Origin of the sequence: Dactylosporangium sucinum (assembly GCF_014647515.1) — a bacterium.
Taxonomy (GTDB): Bacteria; Actinomycetota; Actinomycetes; order Mycobacteriales; family Micromonosporaceae; genus Dactylosporangium; species Dactylosporangium sucinum.
Window position 1 is genome coordinate 1 of sequence record NZ_BMPI01000093.1, and the last position, 22,641, is coordinate 22,641.

The 22,641-nt window shown below is 70.9% G+C and carries 20 protein-coding genes; 10 read left to right on the top strand and 10 right to left on the bottom strand.

The window, feature by feature from the left end; translation table 11 throughout:
* Window positions 1-191: 191 nt before the first annotated feature.
* From IEZ31_RS50215 to IEZ31_RS59925, 4 genes are all read right to left on the bottom strand, one after another.
* Complete coding sequence (locus IEZ31_RS50215; protein ID WP_190257252.1) at window positions 192-884, bottom strand: alpha/beta fold hydrolase; 693 nt, start codon at window positions 882-884, stop codon at window positions 192-194.
* A 31-nt stretch (window positions 885-915) separates the two neighbouring features.
* Window positions 916-1,752 carry an alpha/beta fold hydrolase gene (locus IEZ31_RS50220; protein ID WP_229837086.1) on the bottom strand — a complete coding sequence of 279 codons (837 nt, stop codon included), beginning with the start codon at window positions 1,750-1,752 and terminating at the stop codon, window positions 916-918.
* A gap of 103 nt (window positions 1,753-1,855) precedes the next feature.
* Complete coding sequence (locus IEZ31_RS50225) at window positions 1,856-2,770, bottom strand: RNA polymerase sigma factor (RefSeq protein ID WP_190257254.1); 915 nt, start codon at window positions 2,768-2,770, stop codon at window positions 1,856-1,858.
* The gene (locus tag IEZ31_RS59925) at window positions 2,739-3,863 is read right to left on the bottom strand and encodes a tetratricopeptide repeat protein (protein WP_373294833.1); all 1,125 of its coding nucleotides are present in this window, start codon (window positions 3,861-3,863) and stop codon (window positions 2,739-2,741) included. The genes IEZ31_RS50225 and IEZ31_RS59925 overlap by 32 nt, the downstream gene beginning before the upstream one ends.
* Between IEZ31_RS59925 and IEZ31_RS50235 the strand changes: the two genes are divergently transcribed.
* From IEZ31_RS50235 to IEZ31_RS50265, 7 genes are all read left to right on the top strand, one after another.
* On the top strand, window positions 3,746-4,933 hold the full coding sequence (locus tag IEZ31_RS50235; RefSeq protein WP_229837088.1) for an ROK family transcriptional regulator: 1,188 nt from the start codon (window positions 3,746-3,748) through the stop codon (window positions 4,931-4,933). The genes IEZ31_RS59925 and IEZ31_RS50235 overlap by 118 nt on opposite strands.
* A 91-nt stretch (window positions 4,934-5,024) precedes the next feature.
* Window positions 5,025-6,194 carry an ROK family transcriptional regulator gene (locus IEZ31_RS50240; RefSeq protein WP_229837089.1) on the top strand — a complete coding sequence of 390 codons (1,170 nt, stop codon included), beginning with the start codon at window positions 5,025-5,027 and terminating at the stop codon, window positions 6,192-6,194.
* Window positions 6,195-6,283: 89 nt separating this feature from the next.
* The gene (locus IEZ31_RS50245) at window positions 6,284-7,567 is read left to right on the top strand and encodes an extracellular solute-binding protein (protein ID WP_190257255.1); all 1,284 of its coding nucleotides are present in this window, start codon (window positions 6,284-6,286) and stop codon (window positions 7,565-7,567) included.
* Window positions 7,568-7,572: 5 nt separating this feature from the next.
* On the top strand, window positions 7,573-8,544 hold the full coding sequence (locus IEZ31_RS50250; RefSeq protein WP_190257256.1) for a carbohydrate ABC transporter permease: 972 nt from the start codon (window positions 7,573-7,575) through the stop codon (window positions 8,542-8,544).
* Complete coding sequence (locus IEZ31_RS50255) at window positions 8,541-9,383, top strand: carbohydrate ABC transporter permease (RefSeq protein WP_190257257.1); 843 nt, start codon at window positions 8,541-8,543, stop codon at window positions 9,381-9,383. The genes IEZ31_RS50250 and IEZ31_RS50255 overlap by 4 nt, the downstream gene beginning before the upstream one ends.
* Window positions 9,384-9,394: 11 nt before the next feature.
* The gene (locus IEZ31_RS50260) at window positions 9,395-10,978 is read left to right on the top strand and encodes a glycoside hydrolase family 66 protein (protein WP_190257258.1); all 1,584 of its coding nucleotides are present in this window, start codon (window positions 9,395-9,397) and stop codon (window positions 10,976-10,978) included.
* A 31-nt stretch (window positions 10,979-11,009) separates the two neighbouring features.
* Window positions 11,010-12,659, top strand: coding sequence for a glycoside hydrolase family 13 protein (locus tag IEZ31_RS50265; RefSeq protein ID WP_190257259.1), 1,650 nt, complete (start codon window positions 11,010-11,012; stop codon window positions 12,657-12,659).
* 128 nt (window positions 12,660-12,787) lie between these two features.
* Here the strand turns inward: IEZ31_RS50265 and IEZ31_RS50270 are convergent, their stop codons facing one another.
* The gene (locus IEZ31_RS50270; protein ID WP_190257260.1) at window positions 12,788-14,992 is read right to left on the bottom strand and encodes an MMPL family transporter; all 2,205 of its coding nucleotides are present in this window, start codon (window positions 14,990-14,992) and stop codon (window positions 12,788-12,790) included.
* A 183-nt stretch (window positions 14,993-15,175) separates the two neighbouring features.
* On the opposite strand from IEZ31_RS50270, the gene IEZ31_RS50275 reads away from it, so the two are divergent.
* The 3 genes from IEZ31_RS50275 (at window position 15,176) to IEZ31_RS50285 (ending at window position 18,103) form a co-directional block, all read left to right on the top strand.
* Window positions 15,176-16,390 carry a sensor histidine kinase gene (locus IEZ31_RS50275; RefSeq protein WP_190257261.1) on the top strand — a complete coding sequence of 405 codons (1,215 nt, stop codon included), beginning with the start codon at window positions 15,176-15,178 and terminating at the stop codon, window positions 16,388-16,390.
* Window positions 16,387-17,088, top strand: a complete 702-nt coding sequence (locus tag IEZ31_RS50280; RefSeq protein ID WP_190257262.1) for a response regulator — start codon at window positions 16,387-16,389, stop codon at window positions 17,086-17,088. The genes IEZ31_RS50275 and IEZ31_RS50280 overlap by 4 nt, the downstream gene beginning before the upstream one ends.
* 214 nt (window positions 17,089-17,302) lie before the next feature.
* Entirely contained in the window at window positions 17,303-18,103 is an 801-nt protein-coding gene (locus IEZ31_RS50285; protein ID WP_190257263.1) for an SAM-dependent methyltransferase, read from the top strand.
* A 21-nt stretch (window positions 18,104-18,124) separates the two neighbouring features.
* On the opposite strand, the gene IEZ31_RS50290 is transcribed toward IEZ31_RS50285, so the two are convergent.
* The 5 genes from IEZ31_RS50290 to IEZ31_RS50310 all read right to left on the bottom strand — a co-directional run bounded on the left by IEZ31_RS50290 (window position 18,125) and on the right by IEZ31_RS50310 (window position 22,596).
* The gene (locus IEZ31_RS50290) at window positions 18,125-19,468 is read right to left on the bottom strand and encodes an MFS transporter (RefSeq protein ID WP_190257264.1); all 1,344 of its coding nucleotides are present in this window, start codon (window positions 19,466-19,468) and stop codon (window positions 18,125-18,127) included.
* A gap of 210 nt (window positions 19,469-19,678) precedes the next feature.
* Window positions 19,679-20,419: an SDR family NAD(P)-dependent oxidoreductase gene (locus IEZ31_RS50295; protein ID WP_190257265.1), complete on the bottom strand. Its 741-nt coding sequence runs from the start codon at window positions 20,417-20,419 to the stop codon at window positions 19,679-19,681.
* Complete coding sequence (locus IEZ31_RS50300; RefSeq protein WP_190257266.1) at window positions 20,416-21,081, bottom strand: type 1 glutamine amidotransferase domain-containing protein; 666 nt, start codon at window positions 21,079-21,081, stop codon at window positions 20,416-20,418. The genes IEZ31_RS50295 and IEZ31_RS50300 overlap by 4 nt, the downstream gene beginning before the upstream one ends.
* Before the next feature lie 11 nt (window positions 21,082-21,092).
* On the bottom strand, window positions 21,093-22,133 hold the full coding sequence (locus IEZ31_RS50305) for a phosphotriesterase family protein (protein WP_190257267.1): 1,041 nt from the start codon (window positions 22,131-22,133) through the stop codon (window positions 21,093-21,095).
* A 34-nt stretch (window positions 22,134-22,167) separates the two neighbouring features.
* Window positions 22,168-22,596, bottom strand: coding sequence for a DJ-1/PfpI family protein (locus IEZ31_RS50310; RefSeq protein ID WP_190257268.1), 429 nt, complete (start codon window positions 22,594-22,596; stop codon window positions 22,168-22,170).
* Between the last annotated feature and the right edge of the window lie 45 nt (window positions 22,597-22,641).

Consider the following 22,641-nt stretch of genomic DNA (forward strand, 5'->3'; position numbering starts at 1 on the left):
AGACGCAGGGGGATCTCATCAACAAGTTCCCGGGCAGCGAGGTCCTGCCCGTGAGCGTGCCGGTCCCGTACACGAAGCCCGACGGCACCACCGGCACCGACCTGTACCTGAGCAAGGACGGACGAACCGCGCCGCTCGGTAGGTGCCGGCCCGCACGCCGCGGCCGAGGCGTGCGGGCCGGCGTGGACCGGTCAGCTTCCGGCGGCCGCCTGCCGGATGAGGTCGGCCACGGCGCCGGGCTGGGACACGTAGATCGCGTGGCTGCCGGTCGCCTCGACGACTGTGGCGCCGGCCCGGGCGGCCATCGTGCGCTGCGCCGGCGGCGGGATCATCCGGTCTTCGGTGGCTACGAGGTACCAGCTGGGCCGGTGCCGCCAGGCCGGCTCGGTGACGGCGCCGGCCAGGGCGTTGACGCCCCACGGCACCTGCGAGTCGGCGAGGAACCGGGCGTCCTGCGGTGACAGGTCCGCCGCGAACGAGGCGTGGAACTTGTCCCGGTCGAGGAACAGGAACCCGTCGACCGGGGGCAGGATCGGTGGCACCGGCGCGCCCGGCGGCGGGTCGGCGATGAGCGTGTTGACCGACTCGCCCTTCTCGGGGGCGAACGCGGCGATGAAGACCAGCGCGGCGACGGCGTCGTGGGTGCCGGCCTCGGAGATCACGGCGCCGCCGTACGAGTGGCCGACCAGGACTGCCGGCCCGTCCTGCGCGTCGAGGATCTGGCGGGTGGCGGCCGCGTCGCCGGCCAGGGACAGCGTCGGGTTCTGCACGACAGAGACCCGCATGCCGTCGGCGACGAGCAGCCGGTGCACCGCCTGCCAGCCCGAGCCGTCCACGAATCCGCCGTGGACGAGCACGACGTTGCGCACCGAATTGGTACTCATGGCGTTTTTCCTTTCGTTCGGATCCGAAACTTCAGCGGGCCGTGCGGCGCACGAAACCACTGACCACCTCCGCGAACCGGGCCGGTTGTTCCAGGTGCCCGAAGTGACCGCTGTCCTCGAGCACCTCCAGCTCGGCGTCGGGAAGGAGCTTGTGCATTTGGCCCGCCCAGCGCGGGCCGCAGATGAAGTCGTGGCGTCCGGCCACGACGAGTGCCGGCACCTCAACCAGGGCAAGCCGGTCACGGTCGTCGATGGTCACCGGGGACAGGCAGTCGTCGAGGCCCGAGATGTAGGAGCCGCTGACCTGCCGGCGGATCGGGTCGAACTCCTGTTCCCGGGCCCAGTAGTCGGCGAAGTAGACCGGGAACAGCCGGCGGGCCACGTCGGTGAACGCGTCGTCGGCGGCGATCGCGGGGACCTCGCGCCAGGCCGCGAGGACGTCGTCCAGCCGCGGGTCGCCGGCGTGCCGCGCGGCAAAGAGCTCCAGGTTGCGCGCGGCCTCGGCATAGTGCTCGGGGCCGGTGGCGGGCGCGCTGTCGTACAGGATGACCCCAGCCAGACGGCCGGGCCTGAGCGAGGCGTAGTACTGAGCGACGAAGCCGCCGTGCGAGTGGCCGAGCAGGTGCACGCTGGGTACGCCGAGGCGGTCGATCACGGCGTCGAGCGCCTCGGCGTACCGTTCGCGGGTGTAGCCGTTCGGGTGCGTGGGCAGGCGGGGCGAGGCGCCGGTGCCGATCGGCTCCACGTACACGGTTGTCACCTGCCGCTCGAGCAGCGGCATGCGCAGGTACTCCCAGTGGAAGCCGGGTCCGCCGGGGTGGACCAGGCAGACCGGGCCGGCGCCGAACACGTGGCAGCGCACATCCATGAGCGTTTTCTCCCGCATCCGGAGGGGATCTGTCCCCAACTGGATGCGGAGTGCGGCCGGAAAGTTCGGTCGCACCGCCCGATCCCGCGTCTCCCGCGCGTGGCTATCCCGTGCGGGCGACGGGGTGGAACAGGCGCAGCTGCTTGACCCGGTGCTCACGCAGGGTCATGAGCCAGACCACCGACGGCTGGCAGCAGTAGTCGGCGTGATCCGGCGACGTGATCAGCTCGGCCTCCCAGATGAGCAGGTCGGTGCTGCCGATCACGTTGGTCAGGCGCTGGCGGACGCCGTGCTGGACATCCGAGTCCATCGCGTCGACCACGAAGTCCCGGCCGAGGCCGACCTCCCCCTGCGGGCCGAGCGTGCGGACATCCGGCCACCAGCCATCCCGTACGACGGCGGCGAACTCGCCGTTGCGGGTGCCGGCCAGCACCTGCTCGGCGTCCCGCCAGCGGGCGGCCGTCCGGGCCCGAAGGTCGCCGAACTGCTCGCCCGCGGCGCGCCGCAGCAGCTCGGTGAGATTGCCTTTGGCCTGGTTGAGGCGGCTGCGGACGGTGCCGACCGGGATGCCGCACAGCGCGGCGATCTGCTCGTACGAACTCACGTCGCTGAAGTACCGAAGCACCGTCACCAGCCGCAACGGCTCGGACAGCTCGCCGAGCGCACGCCAAAGCCAGCCCTGCGTGGCGGCCTCGTCGAGCAGCTCGTCCGGCGCCGGTTCACGCGACGGCAGCACGACGTCGGTGAGCAGGCCCGCCGGGACGGTGCGCGACTCCCGAATCCGCATGCGGCAAATGTTGCGCACCACCGCGCACAACCAGCCCCCGACGGCCTCCGGGTCACGCACGTCCCGGATCCGCCGGATCGCCACAATCGTGGCGTCCTGAACCGCGTCCTCGGCGGCGGCCGGGTCACGCAGCATGCTCAGGGCGGCCGCCATCATACCGGCACGGTTCTCCGCGATCAGCAGGCCGAGCGCCGCCATGTCACCGGCCTGAGCGGCATACACGAGTTCCATAACTACCGGATGCGCAGGGAGGGTCGAAAGTTCGACGGCCAGGACCGGCGACACTGCTCGTCGAGCATAGCCGGGGTGCGCGGAGAGTGGGCTGGGCGAAGCCGACGCCGGTCAGCAGTACCTCGGCGTGGCGCCGCCACGCGTCCGGAGCGGCGCCTCCGCGTCGTCGGCCGCCTGCTTGGGTCACCGATCGTCTTGGTGATGACCGTCGCCGGGTGGCGTGCCGAGGGCGGTGAGGCTGGCGCGCGCGTCGCCGGCGTGCAGGGATCCGAGGTCGGTGTAGAGGGTCAGGGCGTGTTCGTAGTGGTGCCGGGCGAGGGCAGAGCGGCCGAGGGCTCGGTGAGCGTGGCCGAGGCTCGCGTGGGCCCGTGCCTGCTGGTCGCCGGGGGGCGGTGCTCAGCACGGTGGTGAGGTGGGGCAGGGCGTCGGTGGGGCGGCCGGCGGCGATCGCGGCTTCGCCCAGGCCGTTGCGTGCTCGGGCCTCGCCGTCCCGCTCGCTGGACTCCTGGAAGAGGGCGAGGGCCTGTCGGTGGAGCCCGGCGGCCCGGTCGGGTAGGCCGAGTCGGGTGTGGACGTTGCCCAGGCCGTCCAGCGGCCAGGCCTCGCCGCGTGGCCAGCCGAGTCGCCGGCACAGCGCCAGCTCCTGCTCATGGTGATCGGCGGACGCCTGGTAGCGGCCCCGGCCCTCCTCGACGGTGCCGAGGCTCGTCAGGACGCGCGCTTCGCCGATCGTGTCACCGATCTGCCGGTACAGGGTCAGGGCACGCTCAGCGGCGTCCCTGTGCACCGGGTTCCGCCAGCATTCGCCCTGCTCGTTGCCTTTCCCGCCGGTCCCGTCCGGCCGGCCGCCACGGGCGGTGACCCGTTGCAGGTCTACGGTGCTTCCGCTGCTGGCGCACGCCCGCCGCAGACCGCTGTATCGCCCACGGCAATTTGTTCTGTGGCAGAAGTAATTAACCGTGACATACTTCTGCGGTGAATTCCTCAAGGGGTGCGCAGCCGTCCCGTCCGGAGCCGGCGCCCGCCTGGTCGCCTCCCGCCGACCGCTCGCTCGCCGTGATGCTCGAGGTGCTGATCCACGGGCCCCTCTCACGAACCGAGATCGCGCGCCGGCTGGACCTGTCACAGCCCTCCCTCTCGCGCCTCAGTGCACCGCTGCTCGAGGGCGGCCTGCTCGTGGAGGGCGAGGAGCGCAGTGACGGACGAACCGGTCGCCCCTCCCGCCCACTCGACGTCGTCGCGGACTCGCGCCACTTCATCGGGGTGAAGCTGACCGGCGATGAGGCGCTGGGCGTCGTCACCGACCTGCGGGCCAACGTGGTCGCTTCGTCCGCCCGGAGCCTGCCCAGCCGCGATCCGGAGGAGGTGGCCGACGCCCTGGCCGCCCTGGCGCTCGAGCTGTCCGCGGGCGTGCCGGCCGTCGCCGCGCTGGGGGTCGGGCTGGGCGGCCTGGTCAACGGGCGGAACGAGGTCGTCCGCGCGCCCTTTCTGGGGTGGGCGCGGGTCCCGCTGGGCCGGATGCTGAGGGACCGGACCGATCTGCCGACGATCGTCGAGAACGACCTGGTGGCCCTCACCGAGGCGGAGCACTGGTTCGGCGCCGGGCGGTGGCTGGAGCGCTTCGCCGTGCTCACAGTCGGGGCGGCCGTGGGCTACGGCCTCGTCATCCACGACCGGATCGTCGTCGGCGAGGACTCCGGTGTGGGGCTGGTCGGCCACTGGCCCCTGCAGCCGTTCGGCCCGATGTGTCCCGAAGGACACCAGGGCTGCGCGCAGGCGCTGCTCGCGATGCCGTCCATCGTGAAGTCGGTGTCGATGGTGCTCGACCGGCCGCTCACCTATGATGCGTGCCTCGACCTGGCCGAGGCCGGCGACCCGGCGGCCCGCCGCATCGTCGACGACGCCGGGCGTGGCCTCGGGCGGCTCATCGCAGCCATCGGCAATCTCACCGCGCCCCAGGCGATCCTGCTCGGCGGTGAGGGTGTCCGGCTCGCGCGGGTTGCCGCCACCGCGATCTCCCAGGGCATCCAGCAGGACCGGGATCCCCGCGCCAACGCCCTCAACGTCCACATCCTCGACGGCGACGCGACCGAGTGGTGCCGGGGAGCCGCCGTCATGGCGATCCAGAAGTACGTGCTCGGCGACCAGTCGCGGCGGCGGTAGCGCGGCAGGGATCCGTCTCCGCACGCCGGCGTGCGGAGACGGCTAATTTCTTTCTTGACGAATGCAATTAACATGCGCTTAACTACTCGCCATGATGCTGCTGGCCACGCCCACGGCGGTCGCGGACGCGACCGCGGCGAGCATCTTCGTGACGGTCCTCGCCAGGGGGCCGATCGCACGGTCGGAGATCGCGACCGCCCTCGGCCTGTCGGCCGGCACGATCTCCAGGGCGGTCCGGCCGCTGCTGGACTCGGGCTACCTGGTTGAGGACGGTGCCGGCGGACCGCCGCGCCTGGGCCGCCCGGTCGTCCCGTTGCGGGTCGTCGCGGACCGGGAGTTCATGGTCGGCGTCAAGCTGACCGCGGACCACGTCTGCGGTGTCGTGGTCGACCTGCTCGCCCAGGTCCGGGCCAGCCGGGAGGCCGCCGTGACCGACACCTCGGTGCCCGCGGTGGTGGCGACGGTGACGGATCTCGTGGAACAGTTGCGCGCCGACGCGCCCGGTCCGGTGACCCGGATCGGTATCGGCGTCGGTGGCCACGTGGATTCCGCGGCGCAGCTGATCCGCTTTGCGCCCTTCCTGAACTGGCGGGACGTTCCGCTGCCGGAGCTGGTGTCGGCGACGACCGGCCTGCCGGTGGTGGTCGAGAACGACGTCAACTCCCTCACGGCGGCGGAGCAGTGGTTCGGTGCGGGCGTCGACGTGCCGTCATTCGCGGTCGTCACCATCGGCGCCGGCATCGGCTGCGGTCTGGTCATCGCCGGCAGCCTGGTCCACGGCGCGGTCGGCCTGGCCGGCGAGCTCGGCCACATCCCGATCTCCGCGGACGGCCCGCGGTGCCGGTGCGGCAACACCGGCTGCGTCGAAACGGTCGCGTCCGAGGAGGCGATCCTGCGTCGAGTGCGGGCCGCGAGTGGGCGCGACGATCTGGACCTGGCCACGGCCGTCGCGCTCGGCCGGGCCGGCGATCGGGATGCCGTCGGCGCCTTCACCGCCGCCGGCGACGCGCTCGGCCGCGCCCTCGCCGTGGTGGCGAACCTGATCAATCCGCACCGCATCGTGCTGTCCGGCGAAGGCCTGGCAGCCAGTGACCTCTTCGAAAGCGCGGCGCGTGCATCGTTCGCCACCCACGCGTTCGGTCAGGCCGTCGAATGTGACCTCATCACCCGTCCGCTGCCCGACCACACCTGGGCACGGGGAGCGGCGGCAGTCGCCATCCAGCACCTGTTCCTCGGCCCCACGCCCACCAACGGCCGCTGACCGACCCTGGGCCCGCCAGCGGTGACCGTCCACACCCCGGTCACTCCGGTCACCCCGCCCCAACCCCCACCCGAAGGAGTCCGAGCACCGTGCACACTGTATTCACTCGCCGGCGCATGCTGGCCACCGCCTTACTCGCCACGGCAGCCGTCCCGCTCGCGGCATGCGGCGGAGAGGACGAGCCCTCCTCGTCCTCGTCCGGAGACGCGCTGACCGGCACCATCAACTTCTGGCACGGCTACAGCAGCGACGCCAAGGAGATCAAGGCACTCCGCGACGTCATCATCCCCGGCTTCCAGGCCAAACACCCGGGCACCACGGTCAAGGACGTCGCGGTCAAGGACAGCGACCTGCGGCAGAAGGTGCTGACCGCGGCGACGGGCGGGCAGGGACCCGACGTGCTGCGCGCCGACATCGCCTGGGTCAGCGAGATGGCCAAGCTCGGCCTGCTCGAGCGGCTCGACAAGGCGATGCCCGACTTCAAGACCTACGCCGACAAGGTGTTCCCGGGCGCGCTGGCCACCAACCGGTACCGCGACGGCTACTACGGCCTTCCGCTCGACACCAACACGCGCGTGCTGATGTACAACGCGGACACGCTGGCCAAGGCCGGTGTCACCAAGCCGCCCGCGACCTTCGAGGAGGTGACCGCGCTCGGCGACAAGCTCGCCGGCACGAACGTGCAGGCGTTCTACGAGGGCGGGCTCGGCGGCTGGCAGATCCTGCCCTGGATCTGGTCCGCCGGCGGCGACATCACCGACGCCGACTACACCAAGGCGACCGGCCACCTCAACAGCCCGCAGTCCCTGGCGGGGGTGCAGCTGCTCTTCAACCTGTACGGGAAGAAGCAGGTCGCGAACAACATCACCGGGGCCACCGGCGGTGTGGACGGATCCGCGGGCCTGCCGACCGGGAAGTACGCGACGATCCTCGACGGCCCCTGGATGTACCCGATCTTCGCCAGCCAGTACCCGGACTTCAAGGTGCAGGTGGCGCCGGTCCCGGCCGGCCCCGGCGGGAGCATCAGCGTCGTCGGCGGCGAGGACGTCGTCGTGTTCAAGGGCTCCAAGAACAAGGCGCTCGCCATGGAGTTCAGCCGCTATCTGCTCTCCGATGAGGCGCAGACCGCGTTCGCCAAGGCGGGCCAGATGTCGGTGCTCAAGGACCTCGACCAGGCCACGATCAACCCGACGTTCGGGCCGTTCGCGCAGCAGTTGAAGACCGCTCGTCCGCGCCCCCCGGTGCCCTCCTGGAGCAAGATCAACGATCTGCTGGAGAAGAAGCTGCAGGCCGCGTTCAAGGGTGAGACGAGTGTGCAGCAGGCGCTGGACGCCGCCGCCGCCGAGATCGACACCCTGCTCGCCAAGGACTGAATGGCATGTCGGCCTCCGTGTCCACCGTTGCCCGGCGCCCGCGCGCCGGGCGACGGCCCCCGAACCCCGCGCCGCGGCGACGCCGGAGCCGCGCGGAACTCTTCGGCCGCCTTGTCCCGTACCTGCTGCTCGCACCCGCGGTCGCGTTCTTCGTCACGGTCATGCTGGTGCCGATGGGCAAGGCGGTCCAGGTCAGCCTGTACGAGTGGAGCCCGATCCCCGGCGCCGAGAACACCTTCCTGGGTGCGGGGAACTACACCCGGGCGTTCGGCGACGCGGAGTTCGGCCGCAGCGTCATCAACGCGGTCGTCTACATGCTCGTCACCGTGCCCGGCCAGATCGTGCTCGGGCTCTTCCTGGCGCTGCTGCTCAACAACCGGCTGCCGGGTCGCACGCTCTTCCGCGTGTTGTTCTACCTGCCCGTCGTCACCAGCTGGGTCGTGGTCTCGCTGTTGTTCCGCTACCTGTTCGCCAACGACGGCGCGCTGAACTGGCTGCTCGTCGAGGCGCTCGGCGTCTCTCAGGAGCCGGTGGGCTGGCTCGACTCACGCTGGACGGCCATGGTCACGCTCTGCGCGCTGGGCATCTGGAAGGGCGTGGGATGGACGGCGGTGATCCTGCTGGCCGGACTGCAGGGAGTCCCGGCCGAGCAGCAGGAGGCGGCCGCCGTGGACGGCGCCGGCTACCTGCGCCGGCTGTGGCACGTCACCCTGCCCGCGCTGCGCCGCACCCTGCTCTTCGTGACCATCCTGCTCGGCATCGGCGGCCTCCAGGCGTTCATCCAGGTCCTGCTCCTCACCGACGGCGGGCCGGCCGGACAGACCGAGATGCCCCTGACGTACGTCTACAAGCAGGCGTTCGACTTTCTCGACTTCGGATACGGCTCGGCGCTGGCCGTGTTGATGACCGCCGCCGTCCTGATCGTCTCGATCACCCAGACCGCCTTCTTCAACCGCCTCGACAGGGGGGTGCAGTGATCGCCACGCCGGTGTCCCGCCGAATCGTCAGGTGGGCACGTCTGCTGACCCTCGGCGCGGGTGCCGTCGTCATGGTGCTGCCCCTCGTGTACATGGTCAGCGTCTCGTTCACACCGAACGTGCTCGCCTTCGCCTGGCCGCCCAGGCTGATGCCGCAGGACCCCACGGTCGCCAACTACGTCGAGGCGTGGAACACCAACGACTTCGGCCGGTACTTCGCCAACTCGGCGCTGGTCGCCTGCGCCACGACGCTGCTCACCACGCTGCTGTCGGCGCTGGCCGCCTACGCCTTCGCCCGGTTCACCTTTCCCGGTCGCTCGCTGCTGTTCTGGACGCTGATGCTCGGCCTGATGGTGCCCAGCATGGTCATCCTCCTTCCGCAGTTCCTGGTCGCCACCACGCTCGGCCTCACCAACTCACTCACCGGCCTGGTCGTCTTCTACGTCGGCGCCGGCATCGCCTTCAACACATTCCTGTTGCGTGGCTTCTTCGAGCGGGTGCCGGTCGAGCTCGACGAGTCCATGACCGTGGACGGAGCCGGCCCGCTGCGCCGCTTCGTCGCGTTGTACCTGCCCATCGCGCGGCCCGCCCTCGCCACCTCCGCGGTCTTCGCCTTCCTGGCCGCCTGGGACGAGTACTCCTGGGCGTTGACGAGCATCACCGACCCCGAGAAAAGCACACTTCCGCTGGCGATCGCCCAGTTCCAGGGCGCGCATCTCACGAGCTGGAGCCTCGTGTTCGCCGCGTCGCTCATCGGGGTGGGCCCGGTGGTGCTGATCTACCTGCTGGGCCAGAAACACTTCGTCACCGGCCTCACCTCAGGCGCGCTGAAATCCTGAAGGAGAACACGATGCTGCTCCCGAGCAAGGCCTCCTACCTGCCCGGCGAAAGCGTCCACGTCGACGTGTCACCGGCCGGCCACCACCGCCGGCTGCGCGTGTCACACCTCGGCGTGGAGGTTGCCACGACGGACGTGGCGCCCGGCGCGGATCGAGTCGTCCTGCCCGCCCTGCCCGAAGGCGGCTACGCCGTCGCGCTGCTCGACGACCGGCACGACACGCGGTGGACCGCGGTCGAGATCCTCGCCGACCCGGTGTCCCGGCTGCGGTACGGATTCGTGGCAAGCTTCGCGCCCGGCCGGGACGTCGACGCGGTCCTGTCGCACTTCCGCCGCTTGCACCTCAGCGGCGCGCAGTTCTACGACTGGGCCTACCGGCACGCCGACCTGGTCGGCCCGGTCGAGTACCAGGACCCGCTCGGCCAGCCCGTCGCCATCGAGACCGTCCAACGGCTCGCCGGCGGGCTCCGTGACGGCGGCACGCTGCCCATCGGCTACGCCGCCGTATACGGCGTCGGCAAGGACGAATGGCCGGCGTGGGAACACATCGCCCTGGTCCAGCCCGACGGTACACCGTACGCACTCGGTGACTTCCTGCAACTGGTCGATCCCAGCGACCCCGCGTGGCTGGCACACTTCACCGCCGACCTGCGCGCGGCCGTACGCGCCGGCAGCTTCGCCGGATTCCACCTCGACCAGTACGGTTGGCCGCGCCACGCGATGCGCCCGGACGGGCGGAGCGTCGACCTGGCGCGGGCCTTCGACACCCTCATCCAGGCCGTCCGGACGGCGCTGCCGGAGGCGACCCTCATCTTCAACAACGTCAACGACTTCCCGGCCTGGGTCACCACCGCCAGCCCACAGGACGTCACCTACACCGAGGTCTGGGATCCGCACCACACGCTCGCCGACCTGGCGGCGGTGGCGACCCGGTCCCGCACGCTCGCCCCGACCCGGCCCGCGGTTCTCGCCGCCTACCAGACGGTCTACGCGAACCACCCGCCCGAGGTCGCCGACCTCACGACCCGGTTCACCATGGCGACCGCGTTCTCGCACGGCGCCACCCAGCTGCTCGCCGGCGAGTCCGGCAGTGTGCTGGTCGATCCGTACTACGTGCGCAACCATCGAGTCCTCCCGTCCACGTCGGACCTGCTCCAGCGCTGGTACGACCTGCTGGTGGCCGCCGGCGACGTGCTGCTGGCCCCCGGGATCCACGACATCACCCGGTCGGTGGCCGGTGCCTACAACGACGAGATCGACGTGATCGGGCCCGACGGCGTCACCATCTCGCACGAGGCCCGGCCCGGCACGGTCTGGCGCCGGGTCGTCGACACGCCGCAGGGCATCGTCATGCACCTGATCAACCTCACCGGCCAGGAGGAGACCGGCTGGGACACCCCCAAGGCCGCGCCGCCGCCGGTGACGGGTCTGCGGTTGCGGATGCGCCGGTGTGTACCGCAGCTGCCGGCGATCCGCGTCGCGGACCCGGATCGGGGCCCTGCCTTCGCAGCCGTGCCCGCCGTCGCGGACGGCGAACACGTCGAGGCGGAGCTCCCACCGCTGGACGTCTGGGAGATCGTCTTCATCCCCCGATGACCGCTCATCCACCCTCAACCAGGAGAAGCTCATGACAACGACTGATCGGGCCTGGTGGCGCGACGCGGTGGTCTACCAGGTCTACGTCCGTTCGTTCGCTGATGCAGACGGAGACGGCATCGGCGACCTCGCCGGACTGTCCGAGCGGTTGGATCACCTGACGCGCCTGGGTGTGGACGGGCTCTGGCTCAACCCGTGCTATCCGTCGCCCGGCGCCGACCACGGGTACGACGTCGCCGACTACATGGACATCGACGCCCGTTACGGCGGGCTGCCGGCCTACGACGCGCTGCTGGCCGAGGCGCATCGGCGCGGCCTGCGTGTGTTGATGGACCTCGTGCCCAACCACTGCTCCGTGGAGCACGCGTGGTTCGTCGCGGCACTCGAGGCGCAGCCGGGATCGCCGGAACGCGAGCGGTTCATCTTCCGCGCCGGCCGCGAGGACGGCGCCATCCCGCCCAACAACTGGCGATCAGTCTTCGGCGGACCGGCATGGACCCGCGTCGAGGGCACCGACCAGTGGTACCTGCACAGCTTCGATCCCTGCCAGCCCGACTTCAACTGGCGCAATCCCGAGGTCGCCGAGTATTTCGACAAGGTACTGCGGTTCTGGTTCGACCGTGGCGTCGACGGCATCCGCATCGACGTGGCGCACATGCTGTTCAAGCACGCCGACCTGCCCGACTGGATGTTCCCGCCGGACGGCGAGTCCGACTACAACGGGCACGCACAGAACCAGCCGGAGGTGCACGAGGTGTTCCGGCGGTGGCGGGCACTGGCCGACTCGTACGGCCGGGATCTGACCCTCGTCGGCGAGATCTGGGTGCCCACCGTGACGGATCTGGCCGCCTACCTCCGGCCGGACGAGCTTCCGCAGGCCTTCTACTTCGACCTGCTCATGTGTCCGTGGGACGCGGGAGCGTTCCAGGCCTCGGTGTCCCGCGGTCTCGCGGAGATCGCCGCCACCGGAGCCACCGTCACGTGGACCCTGGCCAGCCACGACGTCCACCGCGCGGTCACCCGGTTCGGCCTGCGTGCCGCCGAGCCGCCCCACTCCGCCGATCCGGTCGGCAACATCGCCCGGGCCCGCGGAGACGTGGACGTCGCCCGCGGACTGCGCCGGGCCCGCGCGGCACTGTTGCTGCTGCTCGCCCTGCCGGGATCGGTCTACCTGTACCAAGGAGAAGAGCTCGGCCTGCCCGAGGTGCTCGACCTGCCCGACGACGCGCGCCAAGACCCGATCTGGTTGCGCTCCGGCGGCACCGAGCACGGCCGCGACGGCTGCCGCGTGCCCCTGCCGTGGCGAGCCGACGGCCCGTCATTCGGCTTCGGTCCGGGGCCAGGGAGCTGGCTGCCGCAGCCGGCCTGGTACGCCGAACACGCGGTGGAGGAACAATGGCGGACACAGCACTCGACGCTGCGCCTCTACGCCGATGCGCTCGCCAGCCGCAAAGCGCTCGCCGATGAGCTGGCGGATCGCGACCTGCGCTGGTTGGACGTGCCGGGACGGCCCGATGTGCTCGCCTATCAGCGTGGCGAACTCATCTGTGTCACCGTCTTCGGCGAGCAGCCGCTCTCCCCGCCGGCGGCCTGGGGAAGGGTTGTGCTGGCGTCGGCGCCGCCCCACGGCGGACAGCTGGCTGGCGAGTCGGCTGCTTGGCTGAAGTCGGCGGACGCGTAGGTCGGTTCGGGACGTCACCCGACATGCTGGGGATGTCGGTCGCGCTGCGGCGGCGCCGAACCGGATCCGGCGAAGCCCGGGATGCGCGGTGTGCGCATCCCGGGCCACGGGGTTGAGCCGGTACCGGTTCAGACGTGTGCGGGCTGCCGCTGATCGGTCTGGTCGGCATGTTCGGCGGCGAGGCGGCGGGTGAGGCCCTCGCCCTCGACGTCGACGTTGGGCAGGAGCCGGTTGAGCCAGCGCGGCAGCCACCAGGCCGAGCGGCCGAGCAGCGACAGGACCGCGGGAACGATGGTCATGCGGACGAGGAACGCGTCGATGGCCACGCCGAAGGCGAGCGCGAAGCCGAGGGACTTGATGATGTCCTGGTCGGTGAAGATGAACCCGGCGAAGACGGCGATCATGATGAGCGCGGCGGCGGTGACGACGCGGGCACCGTGCCGCATGCCGGTGATGATCGCGTCGTCCGGCGTGGCGCCGTGGACGAACTCCTCCCGGGTACGGGTGACGAGGAAGACCTCGTAGTCCATGGCGAGCCCGAAGAGGATGCCGACGAGGAAGATCGGCATCAGGGACATGATCGGTCCGGTGCCGGTGAGACCGAAGACGTCGGCGAGCCAGCCCCACTGGAAGACCGCGACGAGAGCGCCGAACGTCGCCGCGACGGACAGCAGGAACCCGAGGGTGGCCTTCAGCGGCACGAGAATGCTGCGGAAGACGAGCATGAGCAGGATGAACGCAAGCCCGACGACGACGGCGAGGTAGGGCACGAGCGCGCCGACGAGCTTGTCGGACACGTCGATGTTCAGCGCGGTGGTGCCGGTAACGGAGACGGTGGCGCCGGTGTCGGTCTTGATCTGCGCCTCGTGGTCGCGGATCGCGGCGACAAGGTCCTTGGTGGCGTCCGCTGTGGGGGCGCTGGCGGGGATGACGGTGAGGATGGCGGTGTCACCGGCCTGGTTGACGTTCGGCGGGGTGACCGCGACGACGTCGTCGAGCTCGGCGATGGTCTCCCCCGCCCGGGCGGCGGCGGCCTGTGCCTTCCCCGCGCCGGCCTCCACGACGATGACCAGCGGGCCCTGGAAGCCGGGCCCGAAGCCCGCGGCGAGCTGGTCGTACGCCTTGCGTTGGGTGCTGGCCGGGTTGGCGGTGCTGTCGTCGGGCAGCGCGAGCCGCAGGCTCATCGCGGGCACGGCGACGAGCAGCGCGACGCCGAGGGACAGCACGAGCACGGGGATGCGGTGGCGGAGCACGAGGCGGGCCCACCGCTCACCGAACGGGGTCTTCGCCGACCGCGCGTGGCCGGCGGCGGTGCTGAGCTGCCGCTTGCTGAGGATGCGCCGGCCGGCGAAGCCGAGCAGAGCGGGCAGCAGCGACAGGGTGATGAGCACGGCAATGGCGACGGTGCCGGCGGCGGCGATGCCCATGGAGGTGAGGAACGGGATGCCGACGACGGACAATGCGGAGAGGGCGATGATCACGGTGAGGCCGGCGAAGACGACCGCGGATCCGGCGGTGCCCACGGCGCGGCCGGCAGCGTCCTCGCCGGCGCGGCCGGCGGCCAGCTCGTGGCGGTAACGGGAAACGACGAACAGGGCATAGTCGATGCCGACGGCGAGGCCGAGCATGGTGGCCAGCGCCGAGGTGGATCCGTTGAGGTCGAACAAGCCGGTGGCGATCTGGATGCCGAGCATGCCGATGCCGACGCCGAGCACGGCGGTGAGCAGCGGCAGGCCGGCGGCGACCATGGCGCCGAAGGTGATGGCGAGCACGATCGCGGCGATGACCACGCCGAGCAGCTCGGTGCCGCCGCCCTCGCCGGCCTGCTGGGTGACCGCTCCGCTGAACTCCACCTGCACGCCGTCGGTCTGGCCGGTGCGCCCGGCCGCGATGAGTGCGTCGCGGTCGGCGGTGTCGACATCGTCGGCCTTCACGCCGTAGGCGACGGTGGCGTATGCGGTTTGCCCGTCCGGGGAGACGGCCTTGGCCTGGAACGGGTCGACGACCCCGGTGACCTGCGGCGCCTTGGCCAGCGCGGTGACGGCCCGCTCGACCGCCGCCTGCTGGGCGGGGTCGGTGAGTTTCGCGGTGCCGGAGACGGTGAACACCACCTTCGCGGTGGCGTTGTCGCCGGAGCCGCCGCCCATCTTCGACTTGATGACCTCCATCGCCCGCACCGACTCGGTGCCGGGGATGGACAGCGTGTCGCTCGGCGGCCCGGACAGCTTCGCGGCGCCGATGCCGAACGCGATGAGCAACGCCAGCCACAGTACGGCTACCAGACGGCGCCGCCGGAACGAGAACCGGCCGAGTCGGTACAACAAGGTCGCCACGGGAACTGTCCTCCGCATGATCGTCGGTTGCAACGAGTACGAGCTCCACGATCGCCAAGATCAGAGCAAGGATCGTCGTCCGCGCGCAGGCAGCGGCTACCACGATCGCAGTATTCGCGCCGCCGCCTCGCTACTGCGCGCGTACGACGGCGCACTCAGCAGGTCTCGCCTACCGTCGTGAAGGTGCGATCAAACGTGTTCCACCCGAACCGCAACCGGCTGGCCCCCGTTCAGCAGTGGCTGCTGGACCTGCTGTTCGTCGGCTTGATCGCACTGGTGGTGGTGCAGATTGAGTGGCCCACCGGCCCCGCCCGGGCGGTGGCGGTCGGCGTGGTGAGCGTCGCCTGCGTGCTGACGCGGCGGCGGTGGCCGATCCCGGCGCTGCTGGTCGGGACCGCCGCGACGCTGGCCGAGGTCATCGCCAGGGCGCCGGCCACGACGCTGACGCTCACGCTCGGCGTGCTGATGTACGCTGCCACCCGCTACACCGACCGGACCCGGCCGTGGGTGCTCGCGCTCGGTGTCGCCGGCGTGCTGTTCGTCGCCGGAATGCTGGTCGATGCCGCGCAGTGGTGGCAACTCGGCACCTTCGCGCTGTTCGCGTGGATCGGCGGCGGCGCCGCAGTGGGAGACGCGGCGCGCAATCGGCGTGCCTACATCGCCGAGGTGACCGAGCGCGCCCGGCAGGCCGAGCAGACCCGTGAGGACGAAGCCCGCCGGCGGGTGATGGACGAGCGGCTGCGAATCGCTCGCGAGCTGCACGACGTGGTCGCACATCACATCGCGGTCATCAACGTGCAGGCCGGCGCGGCCGGGCACGTGCTGCGCAAGAATCCGGACCTGGTGTGGCCGGTGCTGGAGCACATCCGGCAGGCGTCCGACACCGTGCTGCGCGAGATCAGGTCCGTGATCGGGGTGCTGCGCGAGCCCGGTGAGGCCGACAGCACCGAACCGAGCTCGGGCCTGGACCGGGTGCCGGACCTGTTGGCCAACCTGACCGCGACCGGTTTCACGGTCGCCGCCCGCACCGACGGCGACGCCCGGCCGTTGCCGGCGATCGTGGACCTGGCCGCGTACCGCATCGTGCAGGAGGCACTGACGAACGCCCACCGCTACGGCGACGGCGACGCCGAGCTGACGATCGCCTGGACCGCCGAGGCGGTCACCGTCGAGGTGACCAACCGGATCGGCCTGTCCCGGCCCGCCGGGCCGGGCGGCTCCGGGTTCGGGTTGATCGGCATGCGGGAGCGGGCCGCCGCCGCGCACGGCACCGTCACCACCGGCCGCGCTCCCGACGGCCGGTTCCGGGTCTGTGCGACCCTGCCGCTGCACGAGCCGGGCACCGCGCACCGCTACGACACCACCGGCACCGGTGGGGAAGGAGACCAGCAGCCGTGACGATCCGTGTGCTGCTCGCCGACGACCAGGCCCTCATCCGCGCCGGCTTCAGAATGATCATCGATTCCGAGGGCGGGATGCAGGTCGTCGCCGAGGCGTCCGACGGCCGGGAGGCCGTCGAGCTCGCCCGCAGTCAGCGCGCCGACGTGGTACTCATGGACATCCGGATGCCAGGCGTCGACGGGCTGGAGGCCACCCGGCGCATCTGCACCGACGACAGCCTGGCCGGGGTACGGGTGCTGGTGCTCACCACGTTCGAGGACGACGACAACGTGGTCCTCGCGCTGCAGGCCGGCGCCAGCGGCTTCCTGGGCAAGAGCGTGGCGCCGGACGACCTCCTCGCCGCGATCCGCGTGGTCGCCGCCGGCGATGCGCTGCTGTCCCCCGCCGCGACCCGCGGGCTGGTCGCCCGGTTCCTGGCCAACCTTCGCCCGCCCGCGCCGCAGGTATCGGCCGGCCTCGACCAGCTCACCGACCGGGAGCGCGAGATCATGGTGCTGGCCTCGCACGGGCTGTCCAACGAGGAGATCGCCGCCCGGCTCTTCCTGTCGCCGCTGACCGCGAAAACCCACGTGAACCGGGCCATGACCAAACTCGGCGTCCGCGACCGCGCGCAGCTGGTGGTGCTCGCCTACCAGAACGGTCTGGTCCGGCCGGGTGACCGGCTGCCCGGCGACGCTCGCCGCGGCGCCGTCTGACCGGCGCACACGACGGGCCGTTCCCCTCCATCAACGCTTCCGTCGAGGCTCGCCTGACCGCCGACCTTGCTTGTACCAAGGCCAACCCGGCGGGAAGAGCGCGGACGCGACCTGCCGCGAGACGGAGAGGCTGCTCAAATGGGGCGAGACGACCCAATGTCGTTGCCGTCGGACCTCAGGGACTACGATGCTGTCTTCCAACCGGGAGGCTGTGATGATGGACAAGCTCGACACCGGAGTCCCGCATCCGGCCAGGCGATACAACTACTGGCTCGGTGGCAAGGACAACTTCGCCGCCGACCGGGAGTCCGGTGACCTGCTGGCGAAGTCCTATCCGGCGGCCCGGATCGCCGCTCGGGCCAACCGCGCGTTCCTGCAGCGTGCCGTGCGGTATCTGGCCGGCGAAGTCGGCATCCGCCAGTTCCTCGACGTTGGCACCGGGCTGCCGACCGCCGACAACACCCACGAGGTGGCGCAGCGCGTCGCCCCGGACGCTCGCATTGTGTACGTCGACAACGACCCGATGGTGATGGCCCACGCCAGGGCGTTGTTGAGCAGCACGCCGGAAGGGCGCACCCGCTACATCGAGGAAGACCTGCGCAACCCGGAGCGAATCCTCTCCGACCCCGCGGTGCAGGAGACGCTCGATCTGGGCCAGCCGGTGGCGCTGATGCTCGTCGCGATCGTGCACTTCCTGCCCGACCAGGCGGCCGCGCGCGGCGTCGTGCAGACGCTGCTGGATGCGCTGCCGTCGGGCAGCTACCTGACCATGTCATGTGCCACGAAAGAGTTCCTCACCCCGGCACTGGCCGCCAACTGGGACGAGACGCTACGCACCGGCAAGTCCGACGTCCATCCGCGGGACCGAGCCGAGTTCAGCGAGTTCTTCACCGGGCTCGGCCTCGTGGAGCCCGGCATCGTGGCGGTCAGCGACTGGCGGGCCGATCCGGATGCCGAGGAGCATCCACTGCCGGTCGACGCGTCGATCTTCGGCGCGGTCGGCAGGAAGCCCTGACGGGCCGGCGCGATCGCCCGCTCACCCGGCCGACGTCCTCGGCAACCGGATGGCGGCGGCGACACCCGCCATCGCGATCAGGGTCATGAGCGCGAAGACGACGCTGAACGACACGGTCGGCGATGCCCGCCAGCCGGCGAGGATCGCGCCGGTCACCGCGACACCGGTGACGGCCGCGACCTGCCGGATCGTGCTGAACATGCCGGACGCCGCGCCCGCGGCGGCCGCGTCCACCGATGCCATGGCGGCGACCGACAACGGCGACCAGGCCACAGCATTCGCGATCCCGAGCACCGCCGCCCCGGGCACTGTCCACCACGGGCTGACGCCCAGCACGACGACGAGCCCGATCAGCAGCAGGCTCACGCTGAGGAGCGCCATCCCCACGATCGCCGGCCGGCGTGGTCCCGCGCGGTCGACCCACCGGCCGGCTGCCGGCGACGCCAGCGCCGCGATCACGGCGTCCGGGGTCATCACCAGCGCGGCCTCCAGCGGTCCCAGGCCCCGCACGTCCTGCAGATACAGCATCGTCGGCAGTGCCATCGCGATGACCACCGTCCCCAGCGAGGCCACCGCGACGCTGGCCGCGCGGAATCCGACCGACCGGAAGACCGCCGGTGGGGCCAACGCCGCCGGACCGATCCGCCGCTCCCGGACGACGAACCCGGCCAGCAGTACCGCAGCCAGCACACCAGCTGCAGCGATCACGGACGCCGGAACGTCCCGCCAGGCCAGCAGCGCCCAGACGAGCACGCCGAGACCCGCGGTGCTGAGCAGCGCCCCGGGCAGGTCGAGGCTGGTGTTCTGACCCCGGCTGCCGGGGATCCAGCGCAACCCCATCAGCAACGCGGCGCAGCAGAGCGGGACGTTGACCAGGAAGACCCATCGCCAGTCGAGGGCCGCGGTCAGCAGGCCCCCGAGCAGCGGACCCAGCAGCGCCCCGGCTGATGCGACCGTGCCCCACAGGCCGAGGGCACGCCCGCGCTCGTCCGCGCCGAACAGCCGGCGGATCAGCGTGAGCGGCTGGGGCGCCATCGCGGCCGCCGCCAGCCCCTGGACAACGCGGAACAGCACCAGCCAGCCGACCGACGGCGCCAGACCACACAGCGCCGAAGCCACCGCGAAGCCCGTCATCCCGGCCAGGAACACACGCTTCGGGTCGTAGCGATCGCCCAGCCGCCCGGCGACGAGCAACGGCACCGAGAACGCCAGCAGATACCCGGCCGTCACCCAGAACAACCCTGCAACGCCGGCCTGCAGGTCTTCCTGAATGCGCGGGCTCGCGACCGCCACGATCGTCGTATCGAGCAAAATGACGAAGAACCCCGCCAGCAACGCTGCCAGGCCCGCCCACCTGTTCGTCACCAGCTCCCCGCTACCACGCAGGCCAACTCCAGCGCCACCCACCACAGCAGCTCCTTCGCCTCCGACCGGACCGCACCGCCGCCCCATCTGACCACAACCACGGACGCAGACGGGGCGGTCGGCCCGGCCAAGGGCCGGGCCGGCATCCCCAACTGGCGCTACGTCGACGGCGTCGAGGCGTTGATGACCAGGTGTCGCAGCCCGTCGTAGTTAGGCGGAGAGCAGGCCGCCGTCGATGATCACGGATTGTCCCGTCAGATAGGCCGAGCCCGGACCGAGCAGGTACACGATGAGGGCGGCCACCTCCTCCGGATCGCCCTGCCGGCCCAGCGGCACCCGCGCGACGATGCCGTTCAGGGCGGCCTCGGTGTCGGCCTGGGCGTTCCAGTACGGATCGTTGAACGGGGTGTCGATCCACCCCGGGCACACGCTGTTGACGCGAACTCCACGGCCCGCGAGCTCGACCGCCAACGATCGAGTCAGGCTGATGAGTGCGCCCTTGGACGCGGCGTAGGCGAACGTGCCGGGGCTGCCGCGGTGAGCCGCGGTCGAACCCGTGAACACGATGCTTCCGCGGGTGTCCGCCAGCGCCGCCACGGCTGCTTGGGCCAGCAGGTAGGGCGCCCGCACGTTCACCGCCATGGTCGCTTCCCACGCCTCGAACGCGAAGTCCTCCAGGGGAGCGACGACGTGCAGGCCGGCGGTCACGACAACGTGGTCGAGCCGCTCGAATGCCTCCAGGGCGGCGTCCACGGCGGCCTTCGGCGCGTGCCGGTCGGCCAGGTCGTGGTGCCCCACGACGATCCGCCCCGGGGCCTCCTGCGCCGCCACCTCCCGGGCCGCCGAGTCGTTGACGTCGGCCAGGTAGACGTCGGTGCCGGCGGCGCGCAGGGCCCGCACGGTTGCCCGTCCGATGCCGGTGGCGCCGCCGGCGACCAGCGCGACGGTCACTCGCCCGCCACCGCGTATGCCCGGTAGTTGGCCGATCCCGGGCCGGCCGCACGGTTCTTCACCACGGCGGCCGCGCGGTAGACCGCCGAGCTCGGCGTGGCATCACGGACGACGGCCGGGACGTCGCCGCCCTTCGCGTCGCTGCCGGCCAGGGCGTCGAGGATCCGGGCGAGAAACTGGGGCAGGTCGTTGGGCAGCTGTGAGGTGATGAGGTTGCCGTCGACCACGACGGCCTCGTTGCGCCAGTCGCCGCCGGCGTGAATCACGTCGTCCTTGATGACGGGAACCGACGTGACGGCTCGTCCCTTGACGATGTCCGCCGTCGCCAGCAGCCATCCCGCGTGGCAGATCGCCGCGACCGGGGCGGCCCGGTCGTTCAGGGCGCGGACGAACTCGACGAAGCTCGGTTCCCGGCGCAGGTACTCGGGCGAGAAGCCGCCGGGCACGATCACCGCGTCGAAGTCGTCGGGTGACACGTCCGCGATGCCGACCTCGGCCACCGCCGGGTAGCCCAGCTTGCTGGCGTACACCTCGCCGGCGCGGGCGCCCACGATCGTGACCCGCACACCGGCCTCACGCAGCCGCAGGACCGGGTACCACAGCTCCAGCTCCTGGTACAGGTTCTCGGCCAGGACAGCGACTCGAGCCTTCTGCAGTTCCATCCAGTCCTCCGTCAGACCGCAATCGACAGGATGCGTCGGGGGTTGTGAATCATGATCTGGTCGAGCTGTTCGTCGGTGACGCCCTTGGACTTCAGGCGCGGGACCCAGCTGGTGAACATGTAGTTGAGGTTGACCTTCTCGTTCTCCAGCTGCGGGTCGGACTCGGTGACCGTCGCCCGGGGGTTGAAGAACCACCGGTCGAACGAGAGGACGATGCGATCCAGGTAGCCCTCCTCGATGAGCTCGACGAGGGCATTGGCCATCGCCTCGTCCAGCTCTTCCGCGCTGCCGACGCGCCAGGGAATGCCGATGTGGTCCAGCTGGACGTTCGCGCCCATCTTGAGGATTTCGCGCATCATGTTGACCTGCGGCGGTACGAAGGCGTGGCCGATGATCACCTTGGAGAGGTCCATGCCGACCTCGTCGAGGATCTCGAGCTGCTCGCGTCCCGGGTTCGTGACCTCGAAGTCCATCGGGTCGATGTGGGTGTTGATGCCGCAGCCGGTCGCCATGGCCGCCTTGCCGGCCGCCCGGATCAGGCGGTCCTCCACCTCGTGGACGTGGCGGCCGTACGCGCCCACCGGGCTCGGCTTGGGGAAGACGCTCTCCTGACCGGTGGCGATCTTGATGGCGCCGGCCTTGTACGGCGTCTGCTGCCAGGCGAACACCATGCCTTCGGTGAGGTCGCGCACGAAGAACTCGGTGAGCTCCTCGATGGTCTGCCGGCGCCAGTAGTACGGCACGCCCATGCGTTCCGGGAAGAACCCGGTGATCGCCACGACGTTGATGCCGGTGCGCTTGGCGACGTCCACCATGAACTGCGGGTGGCGGCCGACCTCGGCCGGGGTCATGTCGATGAGGGTGTTGTACCCGTTGGGGATCATGCCGTCGATGATTTGGCCGCTGACCCGCTCGACGGCGGCGGGGTGGTCGAAGACGGTCCGGTGGTCCAGCTCGGCCCCGGGGTACCCGTAGAGCAGGTGCTCGTGGGTGAGGATGCGGCCCGACTCCTCGGCCGGGACGTCACCGAGCACGGTACGGAAGATCTGCATGACGAACTCTCCTTCGACGTCGGTGAGCGGCGGCTCAGCCGGCCAGCTCGGTCCGCAGCCGGGTGAACATGGCGGGAAGGGCATCGGCGTCCACCGCAACGCGGTCGGGATCGACGTCGAGGACGAGCTCCCGGACCAGGTGGGCGCCGGAGCCGCTCGCGAAAATGGGCACCTCCGCGGCACGCAGCCGGCGCAGGAGGGACACCTGCTCGTCGCTGACCGCCGGGCGACCAGCCACCGTCCCCGGCACTACCAGTGCGTCCACGTCCTCGGACACGACCTCGTCCGGGACCGTGTCCCCGAGGACCGGGTAGCCCAGGTGGCTCTCACACGGGCCCTCCCCCGGACCGACGACCTTGACCTCCGCCCCCTCCTCCCGGGCGCGCAGGACCGGGTACCAGAACTCGAGCTCCTGGTAGCCGTCGAAGGCGAAGACGACGATCGAACGGTTGGACAACGTCATGAGGAATGACCTGGCCTCTCGAGAGAACTGGTCTATTACATGAAC

Excerpts from the sequence above, each read along its gene's own strand:
- IEZ31_RS50225 (WP_190257254.1), bottom strand. The coding sequence starts at position 2,770 with ATGGAACTCGTGTATGCCGCTCAGGCCGGTGACATGGCGGCGCTCGGC.
- IEZ31_RS50285 (WP_190257263.1), top strand. The coding sequence starts at position 17,303 with ATGATGGACAAGCTCGACACCGGAGTCCCGCATCCGGCCAGGCGATAC.
- IEZ31_RS50265 (WP_190257259.1), top strand. The coding sequence starts at position 11,010 with ATGACAACGACTGATCGGGCCTGGTGGCGCGACGCGGTGGTCTACCAG.
- IEZ31_RS50220 (WP_229837086.1), bottom strand. The coding sequence starts at position 1,752 with ATGGATGTGCGCTGCCACGTGTTCGGCGCCGGCCCGGTCTGCCTGGTC.
- IEZ31_RS50260 (WP_190257258.1), top strand. The coding sequence starts at position 9,395 with ATGCTGCTCCCGAGCAAGGCCTCCTACCTGCCCGGCGAAAGCGTCCAC.
- IEZ31_RS50300 (WP_190257266.1), bottom strand. The coding sequence starts at position 21,081 with ATGGAACTGCAGAAGGCTCGAGTCGCTGTCCTGGCCGAGAACCTGTAC.
- IEZ31_RS50215 (WP_190257252.1), bottom strand. The coding sequence starts at position 884 with ATGAGTACCAATTCGGTGCGCAACGTCGTGCTCGTCCACGGCGGATTC.
- IEZ31_RS50250 (WP_190257256.1), top strand. The coding sequence starts at position 7,573 with ATGTCGGCCTCCGTGTCCACCGTTGCCCGGCGCCCGCGCGCCGGGCGA.
- IEZ31_RS50310 (WP_190257268.1), bottom strand. The coding sequence starts at position 22,596 with ATGACGTTGTCCAACCGTTCGATCGTCGTCTTCGCCTTCGACGGCTAC.
- IEZ31_RS50240 (WP_229837089.1), top strand. The coding sequence starts at position 5,025 with ATGATGCTGCTGGCCACGCCCACGGCGGTCGCGGACGCGACCGCGGCG.
- IEZ31_RS50305 (WP_190257267.1), bottom strand. The coding sequence starts at position 22,133 with ATGCAGATCTTCCGTACCGTGCTCGGTGACGTCCCGGCCGAGGAGTCG.